This window comes from Actinomycetota bacterium, from assembly GCA_018830725.1.
In the GTDB taxonomy this organism is placed as follows: Bacteria; Actinomycetota; Humimicrobiia; order JAHJRV01; family JAHJRV01; genus JAHJRV01.
In genome coordinates, this window is sequence record JAHJRV010000105.1 from 16,944 (window position 1) to 35,897 (window position 18,954).

Sequence of the window (18,954 nt, forward strand, 5' to 3'; positions counted from 1 at the left end):
GGGACTCTGATTAGAGTCCCTCAGGTATGAATTTACCCACCAAAAACCGTATCTACTATAATTTCTCCACTTAAAATCTTATCTTCAAGTTCTTTTATCTTAGTCCTGAACTCTTCGGAAATAAGATCTTTGTAATTCTCATTATCAGCAACACCAACTCCACCTTCTTTTACTCCTAATTGATCTGCTTTACCATATGATAGTGTGCCTTCAAGATGAAGTTTTATTGCTCTGAATATAGAGTAATCAACATTTTTCATCATCGAGGTTACGATATATGACGCTTTTTCTGGATTACTATCTTCAAAAAGCAAGTATTGGTCTGAATCAACACCTATTGCATAACGTTTTTTATCCTTTGCAGCATCAAGAAGACCCAGTCCAGTTTCACCAGCTACATTAAATGCAATATCTGCTCCCTGTTCATACTGTGCAAGCACTAACTCTTTCCCAAGAGCAGCATCACTGAATGAGTTAGCATAGGAAACAAGTACTTTGACATCTGGATCTATGTATTTGGCTCCCTGCTCATATCCCACCTTAAAGTCATTTATTACGTCGATATCCATTCCTCCAAGAAAGCCTATAATTTTTTCTGGATTTGCAAGAGGCATATCTGAAGATGTTACCATTGCTGCGAGAGCCCCTACTAAGAAGGACCCCTCATTTTGGCTATAAAGGATTGAATATACATTGTCAAGATTAGGCTTGGTATAATCTACTGAAGTATCATAGGTAAAAAATTTCTTCTCCGGATGTTCTGGAGCAATTTTCTCCAGAATTTCCTGTAACTGCCAGGTCCCAGCAATAATTATATCCCAGTCTCCTTCTGCAAGTTGCACAATATCTGGTTCCCAACTTGCTGGATCATAACCACCCTCAATAGTTTTTCCTTCAATTCCTAAATCTTTTATCGCTTGCTCAACTCCTCTATGTGCAGAATCGAAGAATGATTTATCACCAAGGGTTCCATTCACATAGAGAACCACTTTAACTTTCTCTTCCTCTGGTTTTGCCTCTTCAGTTGGTTGGCATGACGTAAAGCTAATTCCTGTAAAAGCAATCAGGATAATTAGCATAAGCAACCATGCTTTTTTCATATTTTTCCTCCTTTTTAATTTATATTTGTATTAGTTTATTATAATATATGAGTACTTTTCAGTTTGTCAAGTTTTAAGTTTTTGTTCGTTTCTCTTAATTAATATGTTATATCATTTCCATAAAAATTAGTATAATTTAACTCGATTTGTATATCCCTAGCCTTTCTAACTTAAGAATTATTTAAACAAACAATGAATGAGGATTAAGACATTTATTTTTTAAAACTGGAGTTCAGTATTTGGATGAAGTCCAATAGCACTTTTAAATTTAAAAATACTTCATAAAGAATTAAAATTATAAATAGAAAATTCTTCTTTAAATTTGATTCATTTCATGTAATTAGATATTTTTGGATAGATAATTTTAAATAAATATTTTAACTTAGTTTATAATATGTATTTAAAATAGTAACTAAGAATGGTTTGGAGAATTTTGTGGCATATGAAGCAATATTAGAATTTATATCTAAATATGGATACATTTTTGTCTTTTTAGCAGTTGCATTGGAAAATGGTGCATTTATTGGATTATTAATTCCTGGTGAGACTATACTTCTAACAGCAAGTTTTGTAGCTTCTATGGGCATTTTAAATATTTATGTATTAATTCCAGTGGTTATTATAGGAGCTTTTTTAGGTGATAACTTTGCTTATTTTTTAGGAAAAAAAGGTGGAAGACCTGTTTTAGTTAAATATGGACCAAAAATTAGGATCTCAGAGGAAAAGCTTAAAAAAGCTGAAAATTTCTATGAAAAGCATGGAGCTAAAACTGTAATAATTGGTAGATGGACAGCTTTTTTAAGAACCTTTACAGCATTTTTAGCTGGTGTAAATGGAATGAACTATCCAAAATTTTTCCTTTATAATGCTATTGGAGCTATTACCTGGGGCTTGGGGAATTGTCTTTTTGGATATTATTTTGGAAAAAATATGGATTTGATACTTTCTATAATTCATAAAATTGGATGGGTAACTTTAGCCATTATAATATTTATGATATTGTTATGGTATATTTGGCGCAGGTGGTTAAGAGATTATTTATTTAGAAATAAGAAAGTTAAGTAAGTAGCTAAGATATTAGCTACATTAAATTACTGTTTAAGAACCCTTCTTTTAAGAGGGAATATAAAAATAAAATAAACTAATTAAATTTGATATTTATTGGAGAAGAAAATGTTACTTGCAATAGATGTGGGAAATACTCAAACGGTTATGGGTGTTATAAAAAATGATGAGATAATTACTTCCTGGAGGATTTATACTCCAAAAATAAAAACTGGTGATGAAATAGGATTAATGTTGGTTAAATTAATGGAAATAGAAGAAATTGATATAAAAGATATAGACTCTGCAATCGCTTGTTGTGTAGTACCAGGGGTTGAAGATCAATTAATTAAAGCATGTAGACGTTATTTTGATGTTGATATATTATTAGTAACTGGTGAGTTTGAAACTGGAATGGAAATTCTATATAAAAGACCAGTAGATGTAGGGGCTGATAGAATTGCTAATGCAGTTGCTGCAAAGGAGATATACGGAGTTCCTTGTGTAATAGTAGATATGGGAACAGCTACCACTTTTGATGTTATATCCTCTAAAGGTGAATATTTAGGGGGAGTAATAGCTCCAGGAATGGAGGTTTCAGCTAAGGCTCTCTTTAGAAGTGCAGCAAAACTTTTTGATGTTGAATTAAAGAAACCACCATCTGTGATTGGAAATAGTACTGTAAGAAGTATTCAATCTGGTATATTCTGGGGAGTTATTGGGCAGGTTGATTACATTTTAAGAAAGATAGAAGATCAGTTAAAAGAAAAACCAATACTAATAACAACTGGTGGTCTATCAAGAATGATTGTTGAAAATAGCTCCTATAAATTTATTCATGACTTAGATCTTACTTTAAAAGGATTAGAAATACTATATGAGAAAAACAAAGGGAAAAAGCAATGAATTACATAAGTAATGAAGAGAAAGAGCGAAAGATTGATAAAAGTGTAGTTAGTATAAGCTTGGGTTCTTCTAAGAGAGATCACAAAGCGTATGCTGAACTACTTGGGAAAAAATTTAAAATTGAAAGAATTGGAACAGATGGAGATATTAAAAAAGCTATAGAGCTTTTAAAGCAGATGGATGGAAAAGTTAATGCCTTCGGATTAGGTGGAATAGATCTTTGTCTTTGGGCTGGTGAGAAAAAATATCTTATAAGAGATGCATTAAAGCTAAAAAATGCAGTATCAAATACTCCAGTAGTGGATGGTAGTGGGATAAAAAATACTTTAGAGAGGGATGTAGTTGGGGTCTTAAATCAAGCAGGAATTCAATTGAAAGGGAAAAAGGTGCTTATGACGAGTGCAGTAGATAGATTTGGTTTAGCTGAAGCACTTTATAATGCAGGTTGCAAAATGCTTTTTGGTGACTTTATTTTTGGTTTGGGTATACCAATTCCTATAAGGAAGATGAAGACCCTAAAAATGATTGCAAAATTGTTATTGCCAATTTTAACCAAATTACCTTTTAAACTGCTATATCCAATAGGGTCTGAACAGGAGAAACCATCTATTAAAAAATATGAGAAATATTATTTAAATGCAGATATAATAGCAGGTGATTTTCACTTTATTAAAAAATATATGCCCGACAATTTAGCTGGGAAGATGATAATTACAAACACGATAACTCTCGATGATATAAACGAATTAAAGAGAAGAAATCTTGATATTTTAGTGACAGTAACACCAGAGTTTTCAGGGAGATATTTTGGAACAAATGTTATTGATGCTATTATAGTATCATTAATTGAGAAACCAATTGAAGAAATAACACATGATGATTATAGAGATATGCTATCTAAACTAAAATTCAGTCCTAAAATTAATTATTTACATGCAAAGAGAGATGGAAGAAAAAATACTTCTAACTAAAGAAGGACACATAAAGTTAAAAAAAGAACTGGACCATCTTATAAAAAAGAGAAGATTGGAGATTGCCAGAAGAATTGGGGAAGGTATCTATCATAAAAGAATTGGAGATAAAATAAAGGTTAAAACACCTCAAAGAGAATTTAAATATGAAATTATGGAAATCCAATAAACTAAAAGATTTATTAAAAAATAAAGCTATGTCTTCAGATGTTATATCAAGATATAAAAAGGCAAAACAGATTATTGAATCTGGTAAAGATGCATTTGTATCAAAACATGATTGTAAAAATAGAATAGGAGAAGTCATAGAGCTATATAGTTATCTAAAACCCGGAGAGAGCAAACAGGAAAGTATCAGTATATGTGGAAGAATTATAGCTATAAGAAAACATGGCAAATTAACCTTTGCTGATATTAGAGACCAAACTGGAGATATTCAACTATATTTGGATAAAAAGAGAATAGGCGATATTTATGATTTTTTTGACTTACTTGATATTGGTGATTGGATAAGTACCGAAGGATATCCAACAAGAACGGCAAGAGGTGAGCTTTCCATGATGGTTGATAAGTTAACTCTGTTAACAAAATCATTAAGACCACTACCAGAAAAATGGCATGGTTTGAAAGATAAAGAAGTTCGATATAGATATCGTTATATTGACTTAATTTCAAACCCTAAAGTTAAAGAAACATTCACAAAAAGAAGTAAAATCATAAACTTAATAAGGCAATTTCTTATTTCAGAAGGATTTATAGAATTTGAAACTCCAATGCTTCAGTCTATACCTGGAGGAGCTACAGCAAAGCCGTTTAAGACCCATCACGATACATTAGATATGAACCTTTTTTTAAGAATTGCTCCCGAGCTTTATTTGAAAAGACTGATAATTGGTGGATACGAAAAAATATTTGAACTAAATAGAAACTTTAGAAATGAAGGAATTTCTTATAGACATAATCCTGAATTTACAATGCTTGAAGTTTATCAGGCATTTGTTGATTATAGAGAGATGATGAATTTAACTCAAAAAATTATTCTATATATTATAGATAATTTAATAAAAGGTAGAAAAATATCTTATCAGGAAAATGAAATAGATATTAATCCTCCATGGAGAGAGATGACTGTTTTAGATTCAATAGAAAAATTTGCAGGTGTTAAACTGTCTTTTGAAATGACAAGAAATAAGGTGTCAAAGATTGCAGATGAAATTGGTATTGATTTTGATGAAAAATTAGGAGTTGGAGGAATTATTAATAGAATTTTTGAAAAGAAAGTCGAAAATAAAATTATACAACCTACATTTATAACAGACTATCCTAAAGAAGTATCCCCTCTTGCAAGAGAGCATTCTAAAAACCCAAATCTTACTGAAAGGTTTGAGCTTTTTATTGGTGGAATTGAAATAGCAAATGCATTTTCTGAATTAACTGATCCGCTTGATCAAAGAATTCGTTTCGAACAGCAGCTATATACTGAAGAAATAGAAACTGAGTTGGATGAAGATTTTATTAGAGCCCTTGAATACGGTATGCCACCTACTGGAGGATTAGGAATAGGAGTTGATAGATTGGTGATGATAATGACTGATTCTGCATCAATAAGAGATGTAATACTATTTCCACACATGAGATCAAAAAAGTAAGTTTAACATTTACTTAAGCTTCTAAGAATTTAAGAAAATTTTCATAAATTATAATATCAAAATTTATGTTTTTTTATACCTTTGTGATATATTTATTTATAGAAAATAAGGCGTATTTTTTATAAAAATAATAATAATAAGTCACTATTCAGAATGATTCTTTATTATAAAAATAATTTTAATAATATTAGTTCAAGTACAATATAATAGGATAGAAGATATGTTTGAAAGATTTAACGAGAAAGCAAGAAAAGTAATTATTAATGCACAGGAAGAGGCAAGGAATCTAAATAAAAATTGGATCGATACGGAACATTTGCTTTTAGGTTTATTAAAAGAACGTAGAAGTTTAGCTTATAGGATTCTTCAAAATTTAGGAAAAAATCCCGATGATATAAGGACACAGATATTACAAATAATTAGAAGAGATACAGTTGAGCCAGTTGGTCCAATTCCTTTTACCCCCCAAGCGAAGAAAGTTTTAGAACTGTCTCTAAGGGAAGCTTTATCATTGGGTCATCATTTCATTGGAGTAGAACATTTACTACTTGGCATAATTAGAGAGGGCGAAGGCATTGCTTCAAAAATACTGAAGAATAATGGCATAGAGTTATTGGCGGTGAGGAAACAGATAACAGAAATGTTAGGAGAAACTGAAATATTTGCTAGAAGCAAGACTTATAAAAAAAATAAGATGCTCAAAAAATTTGGAAGAAATTTAACTCAGTTGGCTAAAGCAGATAGATTAGATCCCGTAATTGGCAGAACAAAAGAGATAGAGAGAGTGATGCAGATATTATCTCGTCGTACTAAAAACAATCCAGTTTTAATTGGCGAACCAGGGGTTGGGAAAACTGCAATTGTAGAGGGATTAGCACAGCAAATTATGAAAGGAAATGTACCACCAACTTTAAGGAATAAGGAAATTTATACCTTAGATTTGGGAGCAATGGTAGCTGGTTCAAGATATAGAGGGGATTTTGAGGAGAGGATGAAAAAGGTCCTTGCAGAAATAAAAAGCCATGGAAATATCATTTTATTTATAGATGAACTTCATACACTTGTAGGAGCAGGAGCAGCTGAGGGAGCTATCGATGCAGCAAGTATATTAAAACCTATGTTGGCAAGGGGAGAGCTTCAAACAATAGGTGCTACTACTATGTCAGACTATAGAAGATATGTGGAGAAGGATGCTGCACTTGAAAGAAGATTTCAACCCATATTTGTAGAGGAATCAACTGTAGATGAGACTGTAGATATATTACGAGGTCTCAAGGGTAGATATGAAGCTCATCATTGTATAACAATTACTGATGATGCTTTGGTATGTGCTGCTAAATTGTCTTCAAGATATATTACTGATAGATTTTTACCTGATAAGGCAATAGATTTAGTTGATGAAGCTGCATCAAGAGTAAGGATAAGAAATATGATATCACCTCCTGATCTAGATAAGATAGACAAACAATTGGCTGAGATAAGAGAGAAAAAGGAGAACATGATAGATGTTCAGGATTTCAAGACAGCAGCCAAGATTAGGGACAAAGAGAAATCACTTCTTCTAAGAAGAAAAGAATTGCAGAGAAAAGCCATTACTTTTCAGAAAGAAGTAAAAGTTACAGAGGAGAATATAGCAGAGATTCTGTCCAGCTGGACAGGTATTCCGGTGTATGGACTTACAGAGGAGGAAACACAAAAATTATTGAGGATGGAAGAAGAGTTACAAAAGAAAGTAATATCACAGAAGGAAGCTATAAAAGTTGTATCTCAAGCAATAAGGAGAGCACGCTCAGGATTAAAAGATCCTAAGAGACCTTCAGGTGTTTTCATATTTTTAGGCCCATCAGGTGTGGGAAAAACACTTCTTGCAAAGGTGTTGGCTGAATTTCTCTTTGGAAGTGAGGATGCATTGGTTCAGGTGGATATGTCGGAGTACATGGAAAAACACTCAATTTCAAAATTTATTGGTTCTCCTCCAGGATATGTCGGATATGAAGAGGGCGGACAACTTACCGAAATGATTAGAAGAAGGCCATATTCAATAATTTTGATGGATGAAATTGAAAAAGCTCACCCTGATATACTTAATGTTTTACTTCAAATTTTTGAGGATGGCCACTTAACTGATGCTCAAGGAAGGAGAGTGGATTTTAAAAATACGGTAGTAATAATGACTTCAAATATTGGACAGAGATATATACAAAAAGCCACTCCAATTGGGTTTAAGAGGAGCTCTAAGGGAAAAGTTATGTATCAGGAAATAAAAGAAAAAGTTTTAGATGAGATGAAAAAGACTTTTAGACCTGAATTTCTAAACAGAGTAGATGAAACACTTATGTTTAATGAACTGACCAGTGATGATATAAGAAAAATAATAGACCTTGAGATGAAAAAAGTTGAACAGCAACTCTCATTTCACGACATAACTTTAAAGCTCTCAAAAGGTAGCAAAGATTTACTTATTGAGAAGGGATATGACCCCACTCTGGGTGCTAGACCATTAAAGAGAACTATTCAAAAAATTATTGAAATACCTATTTCAGACAAGATACTCTCTGGAGAGATAAAATCAGGTGATAAAATTTTTACAGAACGAAAAGGTAAAAAAATTATTTTTAAAAAGAAGAAACAGCGATCTAAAATAAAAAGTTAGCAGAGGGAGGCAATAATTTTTGTTTGTCAAAATTGCGGGTACAGTTCAATTAAGTGGTTAGGTAAATGTCCAAATTGTAATAAGTGGAACAGTTTTATAGAAGAGATTAAACCGCTCAAGTCAAGGCGGGCTTTCTCTTTTGAAATTCCAAAATCCATTGCTACACAAATGTCTAATGTTAAATTTCCCAAAGTTAATTATCTACCAACGGGGCTGGAGGAATTTGACAGGGTTCTTGGTAATGGATTGATTCCAGGTTCGTTAACATTATTAGGTGGAGAACCTGGGATAGGAAAGTCAACTTTATTATTACAGGTTGTTTGTAATTTATCTAAAAAATTTAAGGTACTTTTTATTAGTGGAGAAGAGTCCTTAAGTCAAGTTAAAATGAGAGCTGAAAGGATAGGCATTGCTTCATCTCAAGCTTATCTTCTATCTGAAACAGAGATGACTGAGATAAACAGTCAGATAGAAGAAATTGACCCCCAAGTAATTGTTGTTGATTCAATACAATCAACATACTTTTCCCAATTACCGGCACTTCCTGGCAGTATAACTCAGGTTAGAGAATGTGCTGAAAACTTTTTACAGTGGGCTAAGAAAAAAGGAGTTTGTGTAATAATTATTGGTCATATTACTAAAGAAGGAATAATAGCTGGTCCTAAACTTTTAGAGCATATGGTTGATGTTGTTCTATATTTAGAAGGTGAAAGAGAAATGCTTTACAGAATTTTGAGATCTGTTAAAAATAGGTTTGGCTCAACAAATCAAATAGGTTTGTTTCATATGAGTTCAGAAGGAATGAAACAGGTAGAAAATCCTTCAGCCTTATTTTTAAAAGAAAGAGCAATAGGAATACCGGGATCCACAATACTTTCTACTTTAAATGGAAATAGATCACTACTTTTAGAAGTTCAAGCGCTTTTTTCACCTTCCAAATTAGCTGTTCCCAGAAGATTCTGTACTGGTTTAAGTAGTAGAAGAGTTGCGATGATTTTAGCAGTTTTAAGTAGAAGATTGGGATTTAAAGCAGACAATTATGATTTATATATAAATTTAGTAGGTGGAATGTTTGTTAACGAACCGGGTGCTGATCTTCCTATGGCTATGGCTATGATCTCAGCTTTAAAAAATATACCCATTGGTGAAGATACATCATCTTTTGGTGAAATCGGATTGGGAGGGGAGATTAGATTTGTGAGTGGAGCCAAAAAAAGAGTAGATGAAGCATTATCACACGGTTTTAAAAGAATAATATATCCACATAGCTGTGGTAAAATAGAAGTTAAAACAGATGCAGAATTGATAAGATTAAAAAATCTTAAATCATTAAAAATTTAAATAAATTCTATAAGGAGAAAGTGTTGAAAAATAATAATCATTTGAAACTTTTAGAAGGTTTGAAGAAAGTATCCCCTGGCACAATTCTTAGAGAAGGGATTGAGAATATAGTGCAAGCCAAAATGGGTTCGATAATAGTATTATCCGACCTTAAAAGAGTAAGAAAGATATTTAATGGTGGTTTCAGAATTGATTGTAAGTTAACTCCTTCCAAATTATATGAACTTTCTAAGATGGATGGTGCATTAATTCTAAATGAAGATGGCACAAGAATAATTTATGCTAATACCCATCTTTTCCCGAACCCTCGTATTCCCACTACAGAAACTGGTATTATGCATCAAACAGCAGAAAGAGTTGCAAAACAGATAGAAGTAGTAGTGTTAGCTATCTCAAAGAACAGGAATATTGTTACCCTATATTTAGGCGATTTAAAATATGACTTGAGAGACATAGGATTGATTTTAGATGAAGCAAATAGTGCATTAGAATCTCTTGAAAAATGTAGAGATGACTTTAACAAGCAGTTAAATGAATTAAATTTTCTCGAAATAAAAGGAATGGTGACTCTTCATAATGTTGTTACAATCTGGCAAATAGCTGAAATGTCAAAAATATTTGCTGATGAAATAGAGAAATATCTATATGAGCTGGGTACTGAAGGAAGATTGATTCAGATGCAGTTATCTCAAATTATGGATAAAATTAATGAAAATGTTTTTTATTTGATAAAAGATTATTCATCAGATGTAAGTAAATTTAATGCGATAATAAAAATGGTATCTAATTTAAGTCATAAGAAATTAACTAATATAAATAAATTAGTAGAGATTCTTGGATTCTCTTCACCAACTGTCTATTTAGGTAAAATTGTTTATCCACGTGGATATAGAGTTTTATCGTCACTAACCAAGTTACCCGAACACTTAATAGAAAATATAATAGAAAATTTCAAAAATTTAGCTACTATAAAGAAATTGAGCATTGATGAACTTAGTGAAGTTGAGGGGATAGGAAAGGTAAGAGCAAGAGTTATTGTCAATGGCTTAAATAGAATATCAAAACATATTTAACTTAATTAAATAAGAAGCCCTCTTTTAAATTTAAATTTCACTGGAGTAATTCACCATAACAACCTTAGTTAATTGATATCAAGACTAAATTATGATATTATTTTATAAATATTAGGAGGTTTATAAATTGTATGAAGTAGGTGATATAGTAATCTATCCATTATATGGTACAGCCACTATTAAAAAGATAATAAAGAAAAAAGTAAAGGGTGAATTTCTAGAATTTTATGTTTTAGAGATTCCAAAGGAAAAATTAACAATAAAGATTCCAATTGTAACTGCTAAAGAGATTGGTTTAAGAGAGATAATATCTTCAGAAGAAGCTGAAGAAGTATTGAAAATACTTTTAAAGAAGAGGAAGTTAAAAGTTTCGAAAAATTGGAATAGGAGGTTTAAAAGAAATATAGAGAAATTGAAAAGGAATGATGTTATAGATTTAGCAGAGGTTGTTAGAAATTTATCTCTACGGCAAAGAGATTCTGGACTATCAGTTGGTGAAAAGAGGATGCTCGAAAAAGCAAGGGGAATGTTAGTAAGTGAAATATCCTATGCTCAGGATATTAATGAGGAAGAAGCTTTGGCTAAAGTAGAGTCTTGTTTTGTGAAAAATTAATTATTCCTTTATGTATTCTTATATTAAAGAGAGGTGAAATATTATGATAATAGTGCTCACTAGAGCATTTTTTATTTTATTAGGAATTTTATTTGGTCATCAACTTTCAATTTATCTTTATCCAGGTCATCTAACTAATATTGTTCAATTTTGGATTGGCTTTATATCATTTTCTTTAATTTTTGGAATTATAGGATTTATATTAGGTGGCTATGTAGGAAAATATTTGAAATATTTTCAGGGTAAGGTTGAAGATTTTATTGGAAGAATGCCAATAGCAGATCTGATATCTTCATTTATAGGAATATTTTTAGGGATAATAATAGCAGTACTTGTTTATATTATTGGATTGAGTCAGATTCCATTGCCTTCAATGATCAGGTATATAATTTCTGTGTTTCTTTCTTTATTGATTATTTTTTTTACAACAAGAGTTGTAAATACCATGTACAGAAGAAAAGACCTGATTTTAAGTTTACGAAAGACAAAAGATAGAATTTCTGATATAAATAGAACAACTACTAAAGAGGAAATTACAGCAAAGGCTAAAATTTTAGATACCAGTTCAATTATTGATGGAAGAATATATCATATCTGTAGTACTGGATTTATAGAAGGGACAATAATAATTCCAAATTTTGTTATAGAAGAGTTACAAAAATTAGCAGATTCATCTGAAGATTTAAAGAGAAAGAGAGGAAGAATAGGTCTGGATATGCTCCATAAACTCAGGGAAGAGAAAAAAGTAGAAGTCAAAATTATAGATACTGACTTTCCTAATTTAGAGAGTGTCGATTCTAAATTAGTTCAATTGGCGAAAGAATTAAAATCAGCCATTATTACCAATGACTATAATCTAAATAAAGTGGCAAGATTAAAGAGGGTTGAAGTTCTAAATGTTAATGAACTTTCTAATGCAGTGAAACAGATTATACTGCCAGGTGAAAAAATCACTGTTCAGGTGATTAAGGAGGGGAAAGAAGAGGATCAAGGAATAGCATATTTAGATGACGGAACTATGATTGTTGTGGAAAATAGTAAAAAATTGGTTGGAGAAACTGTGAATGTAGAGGTTAAAGGATTTTTACAAACCCCCGCTGGAAGAATGATATTTACGAAATTATTAAAGGAAAATCAAAAGAGATTTTTTAATAAGCGATAAAAGAATGAAAAAGAACTACAGTATCATTGTTGCTGCTGGCAAAAGTAGAAGAATGAACTCTGCTGTTAGTAAGCAGTTTATATTTATTAGTGGAAAACCAGTTTTGGCACATACAATAGATGCTTTTGAAAAGTCTTCTCTTATTGATCAAATAGTGTTAGTAATAAATGAATCTGATATTGAAAAATGTAAGAAAATTATCATTAACAAATATAGATATAAAAAAGTAAGAGAAATAGTTGCTGGAGGAGAGGAGAGACAACATTCTGTTCTTAATGGTTTAAAAGCACTACCACCAGACACAAATTTAGTTGCAATTCATGATGGAGCAAGATTTTTAATAACCCCAGAGCTTATTGATAAAGCAGTTAAAGCTGCTTATGACTCAGATGGGGTAGTTGTTGCCATTCCAGTTCAAGACACCATCAAAGAGTCAGGGTCCAACAAAATAATATCAAATACATTTAATAGAGATAGATTATGGGCAGCTCAAACTCCACAAGTTTTTCCCTATTCTATAATAATAGAAGCATATTCAAAAGCGAGTGAAACTGGATTTATTGGAACAGATGATGCCAGTTTGGTAGAGAACCTTGGATATGAAATTAATTTGGTGCTGGGGTCAGTTGAAAATATTAAAATTACTACAAACTTTGATTTAATATTAGCTGAGACTATTTTAAATAGAAGGAGACTTAAATAATAATAATAATAAAAACAGCAGTAGTAGTAGCAACAACAACAATAATGAACACCTCTCATTACAGGAAGTGGTACAAGAGAGTGTTAAGTTAGCAGTAGTTATTTAAAAGGAGGTCTACAAAGAGGTGAAAATTGGCTTGGGTTTTGATATTCACCCATTAGTTTATGAAAGAAAGTTAATTATTGGTGGAGTTGAATTAGAATATGAAAAAGGTCTATCTGGACACTCAGATGCAGATGTCCTAACTCACGCTATAATGGATGCTCTTTTAGGAGCGGTTGCACTTGGGGATATAGGTGAACTTTTTCCAGCAAGTGACGAAAGGTATAAAGATATTTCAAGCATGATTCTTTTAGATAAGGTCGTTTCATTATTAATGGAAAAAGGTTTTAAGGTTGAGAATGTTGATGCAGTTATTATCTGTCAGAAACCAAGGCTTTCATCATATATAAAAGATATGATGACAAATTTAGCATGTCATTTAAAAATAGATTTAAAAAATATTAATGTGAAAGCAAAAAGTTCTGAAGGTATTGGTATTTTAGGAAAAGGCGATGCTATATCTGCTTTTGCAGTTGCTATGATTTCTTCTTAATAATATTTAATCTTAGTTTCACAATAATTCTGATTTGATTATAATTTTTAAAAATTTGGAGATAAATTGGGTATAAAGATATTTAACACATTAACGGGAAAAAAAGAGGAATTTATACCAAGAGAAGAGGGCAAGGTTTATATGTATGTATGTGGTCCAACTGTTTATAATCACATTCATATAGGAAATGCACACTCTTATTTGGTATTTGATGTAATAAAAAGGTATCTAATTTATCAGGGATATAAGGTAATACATGTTCAAAATATCACTGATATTGAAGACAGAATAATAAATCAGAGTATAGAGGAGAATCTTTCTACAACAGATATTTCAAGAAAATATGAACCTGCCTTCTGGGTGGTTTCTGACATGTTAAATATTTTACGACCGGATTTCAGCCCTAAAGCAACTGAGCATATTGATAAAATGATTGAGATGATAAGGGTATTAATTAATAAAGGATACGCTTACATTTCTAATGGTAGTGTTTACTTTTCAGTTGAGAAGTTTAATGGTTATGGCAAGTTATCAAAAAAAAATATAAATGAACTTATAGAGGGAAAGAGAGCATGTGTTGTAGCTGGAAAGAAAAAACCATATGATTTTGCTCTTTGGAAAGCTTCAAAACCTGGTGAACCAAGGTGGAATACTCCATGGGGGGAAGGAAGGCCCGGATGGCATATTGAGTGTTCTGCAATGTCATTGAAGTATTTAGATATGGGATTTGATATTCATGGTGGTGGGAAAGACCTTATATTTCCTCATCATGAAAATGAGATAGCTCAATCAGAAGCATATAGTGGCTCTGAACCATTTGTTCAATATTGGATACATAATGGATTTATAAATATAGATAAAGTTAAGATGTCAAAATCTTTAAAGAATTGGGTTTTTGCTAAGGATGTATTAGAAATGTATAATCCCAATGTTGTTAGAATCATGTCCCTTAATACTCATTACAGAAATGATGTTGATTATACTCCAAGGGTTCTTGAGGCTTGTAATCAAGCATATGAAAAACTTTTAAATACAATCCATGATATCAACATAACACTGTCACAGGAAGAACAAAAATCTGAAAGCTCTTTGCTGGATGAAATCTCGCACTTAGAAAAGGAGATAAGTAATTTAAGAACAAATTTTGAGGATGCGATGGATGATGATTTCAATACTGCCAAAGCGTTATCCTATATTTTTAAATTTTCTAGGGAATTAAACAAGGTCGTACATTTACAATCTTTTAAACTAACACCTGAAATTAAACAGATTTTAATAAAAGCAAAAAATATAATAATTGAATTAGCATCTGTCTTAGGTTTAGATTTACGCATTTGTATATCTGGAACTATAAAAGCTGTAAGTAAAGTAGACGGTTCTTTAACTTATGAGAAAAAGTTGGAAGATGAGCTCAACAATATAGCTTCAAAGATTTATGAAAAAGTTGTTAAGATTTATCCTCAAGATGCTGCAAAATTATCTCCATCAAATATATCAAAATTAAACTTAGAAGATAGTATAGAAGTAATTCTTTCACTTCGTAGTAAAGCAAGAGAAAAAAAGAACTGGGTTTTTGCAGATAATATAAGAAAGAAGTTAAAAGAGATTGGAATATCTATAAAAGATACACCATCAGGTACTAAGTGGAGGTTTAGTTGAAAAAGAACTCATCTCTTTTGAAAGACGAGAAGTTGAAAAAAGGTAATGCAGTAGTGGAGGGAAGAAATACAGTTTATGAGGCATTAAGAGGACCACGCAAAGTAAAATTAGTATATATTGATAAATCTATTAGTAAAAATATCCGATTAAAACAGGTTTCAAATCTGGCTAAAGATAAATCAGTACATATTAAATTAGTAGATAGAAATTTCTTAAACAAAATTGGAACTCAACACCAAGGAGTAATTGCAATAACATCGCCATACAAATATTTCTCTTTATCCTCACTTTTAAATGAAATTAGAAATAAGAACCCCGTAATTGTACTTTTAGATGGTATAAAAGATCCACAGAATTTTGGAGCTATACTTAGAACATGTCAAGCATTTTCTGTGGATGGAGTTGTAATTCCAGATAGAAGAAGTGCAAAAATTACCTCATCTGTTTGCAGAGCTTCCTCTGGTGCGTGTGAGCATTTGAGGATTGCAAAAGTTGTGAATTTAAACAAAGCTGTTGAGAAGTTAAAGGAGAAAGGTTTTTGGGTGATTGGAACCTCAGATAGAGCTGATATTTCAATTAACCAGATGGAAATCTTGTGTCCACTTGCTATTGCGATGGGAAGTGAACAGAAAGGAATAGGTAGACTTTTATTAAGTAACTGCGATTTAGTTGTTAAAATCAAGACTTCTGGAAAGATACCTTCATTAAATGTTTCAGTGGCAACGGGAATTATTCTGCATGAAGTAATGAAAAAACTTAAAAGAATATAAATTAGGGGGTTAAAAAAGTGAATTCACCAACCGATGAAAAAACAATGGTTATAGTTGATGGTTATAACTATTTACACAGCACAATGAAAATGAACAAAATTTCTAAAATTGAACTTGAGCAACTTAGAAATAAGTTGATAGAGGATCTTAATCAATTGGCGATACATAAAGGTTGGTCAGTAACTGTTGTATTTGACTCATCAAACAAAGGCAATATTTTTTTGAAAAATAAGATAAAAAATAAAGTTACTGTTTCATTTACAAAGAAAGGGCAAAGCGCAGATAATCTTGCTGAGACTTTAGTTTATAAAAATAAAGGAAAAAGGATTTTTGTTGTAACATCTGATTATACTCACCAGAGGGTAACTTTTGGTGGAGGAGCTTTTAGAATGACAACAAGACAACTTAGAAGTCAACTAAAACAGTTAAAAAGAGAAATAAGAAGTAGAGATATTTTTTCTAATAAACTAAATGTACCTATAAGTAAAAGAATTGATAAAAAAATTGAAAGAAAGTTAGATAAAATAAGAAAGGGTAAAGTATAAGTTTAGCTTTACCCCTAAAATTAATGGAATTATATTGACGAAGATTATTACATAAATATATAATATAATAGTTTTTACTCAACATTGTGGAGGTGAAGTTTTAAAAGACCTATAAAAGCTATATCTTAATAGCATTTTTTCACTGTTTTTTCTTTATAAAAGGATATGAACTTGAACATCGAACTATCATATACACCAAAAAAAATTAAAAGTTACGAAGTCTTTGAGGAAAATCAAATAGTAGAAAGAGCTAAAGAAGGAGACGAGAGAGCACTCAACTATATTTTAGGAAAGTATAGCAATCTTGTAAGGTATAAAGCTCGTTCATACTTTTTAATAGGGGCTGAATATGATGATCTAATACAGGAAGGTATGATAGGTCTTTTTAAATCTATAAAGGATTTCAAAGCTGGTAATGAAACATCTTTTAAATCATTTGCTGAACTGTGTATAACAAGACAGATAATAACTGCTATTAAAAATGCCACTCGACAAAAGCATATTCCTTTAAACTGTTACATTTCGCTAAATAAGCCATTTTATAGCAATGAAGAAACTTCTTATCCACTTTTTGAAATACTAAAAATTAAGGAACTAAATGATCCCGAACAACTTGTAATAAGTGGCGAAGAGATTCAAAGTATTAAAGAAATATTTGAAAAGTTTTTATCAAAATTAGAGGCATCAGTACTAAGTTTGTATATAAAGGGAAAAACTTATATTGAAATTGCTCATACTTTGAACTTAAAAGTGAAATCAGTTGATAATGCTCTTCAGAGAATAAAGAGAAAATTAGAGACTCATCTTAACGGTTATAAATCTTTAACCTAATCTTTCAAAACCCTCTTAAGAGATTACAAAATTTTTTAAGGTAAATTTTTTTTATTGATCTGTTTTAATTAATAATATTTTTTAAAAAGTATAGATAACCCTCCCCCTATCCCCTCCCTTAATGGGAGGGGATATAGATGTAGGGCAACCCTTTAGGGTTGCATTATTAAGCAAGGCTAAAGCCTTACCCTACATTTTAGTCTAGAGAATATGCTCAAATCTTTCAAGGGTTTTTATTTTTTAGTATAAAAATTTTTAGTATAATTGAAGTATAAAAATGCTATTATTTATATAAAAAAGTATTAGTTAAAAGGAACATCTAATAAGCCGGTGTAGCTCAGTGGTAGAGCAGCTGATTTGTAATCAGCAGGTCATTGGTTCAAATCCGATCACCGGCTCCAATCTTTCAATGGTATTTATTTTTTAGTATAAAAATTTTTAGTATAATTTTTTTAAACGAGAATTTTCTTTTTACCAAAATATGATTTTGGGGGAGTTCCCGAGTGGACAAAGGGGACAGACTGTAAATCTGTTGGTGTTTACCTTCAGAGGTTCGAATCCTCTCTCCCCCACCATATTTTTTAATTATGCCCGTGTAGCTCAGATGGTAGAGCATCTCCTCGGTAAGGAGAAGGTCACCGGTTCAAGTCCGGTCGCGGGCTCCAGATTTGGGAAATATTTTGTCGATTGAATGAAAGGATTTTTAATATAAGTAATAAAATAAAATGATAAAATATAAATAATAAAATTAATAACTTGTACTATAAACTAAATATGTTTACAGTTTACTGTTTAAAAAAGTAAGGTAATAAAAATATTTTAATTTAGGAATAAATTAGAAAGAAACCCAACGGCTTCAGTCGTTGGAGGTGTCACAAAGCAGAAAAAATGAATAATTGGGTGGCGGTGTAGCTCAGTTGGTAAGAGCACACGGTTCATACCCGTGGGGTCACTGGTTCAAATCCAGTCACCGCTACCAAATAAGTGTTTAACAATTTACAATTTTTATATTTAGGAATAAATTAGAAAGAAACCCAACGGCTTCAGTCGTTGAAGGTGTCACTGATTTGCTATTGTATAATATAAATAGTATATAATATTTAATTCTTAATTTAAATTTTCTTTTAAGATTTTTAAAAACATATAATAATTAATTTTCAAACAAATATAATAGAATAAAAATCCATTAAAAAAATGGGGGGAAATATATGGCTAAAAAGAAATTTGAGAGAACAAAACCACATATCAATGTTGGAACTATAGGTCATGTAGATCATGGTAAAACAACCTTAACTTCAGCAATAACATATTGTCTAAGTTCAAGAGGTCTTGATGTAGA

18 protein-coding genes and 4 tRNA genes are annotated in these 18,954 nt (G+C 31.3%); 21 read left to right on the forward strand and 1 reads right to left on the reverse strand.

Translation table 11 applies throughout. The annotated features are described in order from the left end of the window. Positions 1–32: 32 nt before the first annotated feature. On the reverse strand, positions 33–1,100 hold the full coding sequence (locus KKC53_05340; GenBank protein ID MBU2598580.1) for a BMP family ABC transporter substrate-binding protein: 1,068 nt from the start codon (positions 1,098–1,100) through the stop codon (positions 33–35). A 435-nt stretch (positions 1,101–1,535) separates the two neighbouring features. Here KKC53_05340 and KKC53_05345 point away from each other — a divergent pair, with 435 nt between their 5' ends. The 21 genes from KKC53_05345 to tuf all read left to right on the forward strand — a co-directional run. Then, on the forward strand, positions 1,536–2,165 hold the full coding sequence (locus tag KKC53_05345; GenBank protein MBU2598581.1) for a DedA family protein: 630 nt from the start codon (positions 1,536–1,538) through the stop codon (positions 2,163–2,165). 108 nt (positions 2,166–2,273) lie between these two features. Then, a complete protein-coding gene (locus KKC53_05350; protein MBU2598582.1) occupies positions 2,274–3,050 on the forward strand; it encodes a type III pantothenate kinase in 777 nt (258 codons plus the stop codon). Then, positions 3,047–4,021: a quinate 5-dehydrogenase gene (locus tag KKC53_05355; protein MBU2598583.1), complete on the forward strand. Its 975-nt coding sequence runs from the start codon at positions 3,047–3,049 to the stop codon at positions 4,019–4,021. The genes KKC53_05350 and KKC53_05355 overlap by 4 nt, the downstream gene beginning before the upstream one ends. Further along, entirely contained in the window at positions 3,996–4,190 is a 195-nt protein-coding gene (locus KKC53_05360) for a GreA/GreB family elongation factor (protein MBU2598584.1), read from the forward strand. Before KKC53_05355 ends, KKC53_05360 begins: the two co-directional genes overlap by 26 nt. Next, positions 4,168–5,670, forward strand: coding sequence for a lysine--tRNA ligase (lysS, locus tag KKC53_05365; protein MBU2598585.1), 1,503 nt, complete (start codon positions 4,168–4,170; stop codon positions 5,668–5,670). Before KKC53_05360 ends, lysS begins: the two co-directional genes overlap by 23 nt. Positions 5,671–5,890: 220 nt before the next feature. Then, positions 5,891–8,323 (forward strand): ATP-dependent Clp protease ATP-binding subunit, encoded by a 2,433-nt coding sequence (locus tag KKC53_05370; protein MBU2598586.1) that lies wholly within the window; start codon positions 5,891–5,893, stop codon positions 8,321–8,323. 12 nt (positions 8,324–8,335) lie between these two features. Next, positions 8,336–9,664, forward strand: coding sequence for a DNA repair protein RadA (gene radA, locus KKC53_05375; GenBank protein ID MBU2598587.1), 1,329 nt, complete (start codon positions 8,336–8,338; stop codon positions 9,662–9,664). A gap of 23 nt (positions 9,665–9,687) precedes the next feature. Next, the gene (gene disA / locus KKC53_05380; GenBank protein MBU2598588.1) at positions 9,688–10,737 is read left to right on the forward strand and encodes a DNA integrity scanning diadenylate cyclase DisA; all 1,050 of its coding nucleotides are present in this window, start codon (positions 9,688–9,690) and stop codon (positions 10,735–10,737) included. Positions 10,738–10,864: 127 nt separating this feature from the next. Beyond that, positions 10,865–11,350, forward strand: a complete 486-nt coding sequence (locus KKC53_05385; GenBank protein ID MBU2598589.1) for a CarD family transcriptional regulator — start codon at positions 10,865–10,867, stop codon at positions 11,348–11,350. A 43-nt stretch (positions 11,351–11,393) separates the two neighbouring features. Beyond that, entirely contained in the window at positions 11,394–12,512 is a 1,119-nt protein-coding gene (locus KKC53_05390; GenBank protein MBU2598590.1) for a TRAM domain-containing protein, read from the forward strand. Between the two features lie 4 nt (positions 12,513–12,516). After that, positions 12,517–13,215: a 2-C-methyl-D-erythritol 4-phosphate cytidylyltransferase gene (gene ispD / locus KKC53_05395; GenBank protein ID MBU2598591.1), complete on the forward strand. Its 699-nt coding sequence runs from the start codon at positions 12,517–12,519 to the stop codon at positions 13,213–13,215. Positions 13,216–13,339: 124 nt separating this feature from the next. After that, positions 13,340–13,810: a 2-C-methyl-D-erythritol 2,4-cyclodiphosphate synthase gene (gene ispF, locus KKC53_05400; GenBank protein MBU2598592.1), complete on the forward strand. Its 471-nt coding sequence runs from the start codon at positions 13,340–13,342 to the stop codon at positions 13,808–13,810. Positions 13,811–13,876: 66 nt separating this feature from the next. Next, entirely contained in the window at positions 13,877–15,469 is a 1,593-nt protein-coding gene (gene cysS / locus KKC53_05405; protein MBU2598593.1) for a cysteine--tRNA ligase, read from the forward strand. Then, positions 15,466–16,239, forward strand: a complete 774-nt coding sequence (rlmB, locus tag KKC53_05410; protein ID MBU2598594.1) for a 23S rRNA (guanosine(2251)-2'-O)-methyltransferase RlmB — start codon at positions 15,466–15,468, stop codon at positions 16,237–16,239. Before cysS ends, rlmB begins: the two co-directional genes overlap by 4 nt. A 17-nt stretch (positions 16,240–16,256) precedes the next feature. Next, entirely contained in the window at positions 16,257–16,784 is a 528-nt protein-coding gene (locus KKC53_05415) for an NYN domain-containing protein (GenBank protein MBU2598595.1), read from the forward strand. A gap of 165 nt (positions 16,785–16,949) precedes the next feature. Continuing rightward, positions 16,950–17,615: an RNA polymerase sporulation sigma factor SigH gene (gene sigH, locus KKC53_05420; GenBank protein MBU2598596.1), complete on the forward strand. Its 666-nt coding sequence runs from the start codon at positions 16,950–16,952 to the stop codon at positions 17,613–17,615. A gap of 326 nt (positions 17,616–17,941) precedes the next feature. Continuing rightward, positions 17,942–18,016 (forward strand) — tRNA-Thr (locus KKC53_05425). An 88-nt stretch (positions 18,017–18,104) separates the two neighbouring features. Further along, positions 18,105–18,190, forward strand: a tRNA-Tyr gene (locus KKC53_05430). 14 nt (positions 18,191–18,204) lie between these two features. After that, positions 18,205–18,280: transfer RNA gene (locus KKC53_05435), tRNA-Thr, on the forward strand. 237 nt (positions 18,281–18,517) lie between these two features. Further along, positions 18,518–18,594 (forward strand) — tRNA-Met (locus KKC53_05440). A 229-nt stretch (positions 18,595–18,823) separates the two neighbouring features. Then, the coding region (gene tuf, locus KKC53_05445; protein ID MBU2598597.1) for an elongation factor Tu at positions 18,824–18,954 on the forward strand (131 nt) is incomplete at its 3' end.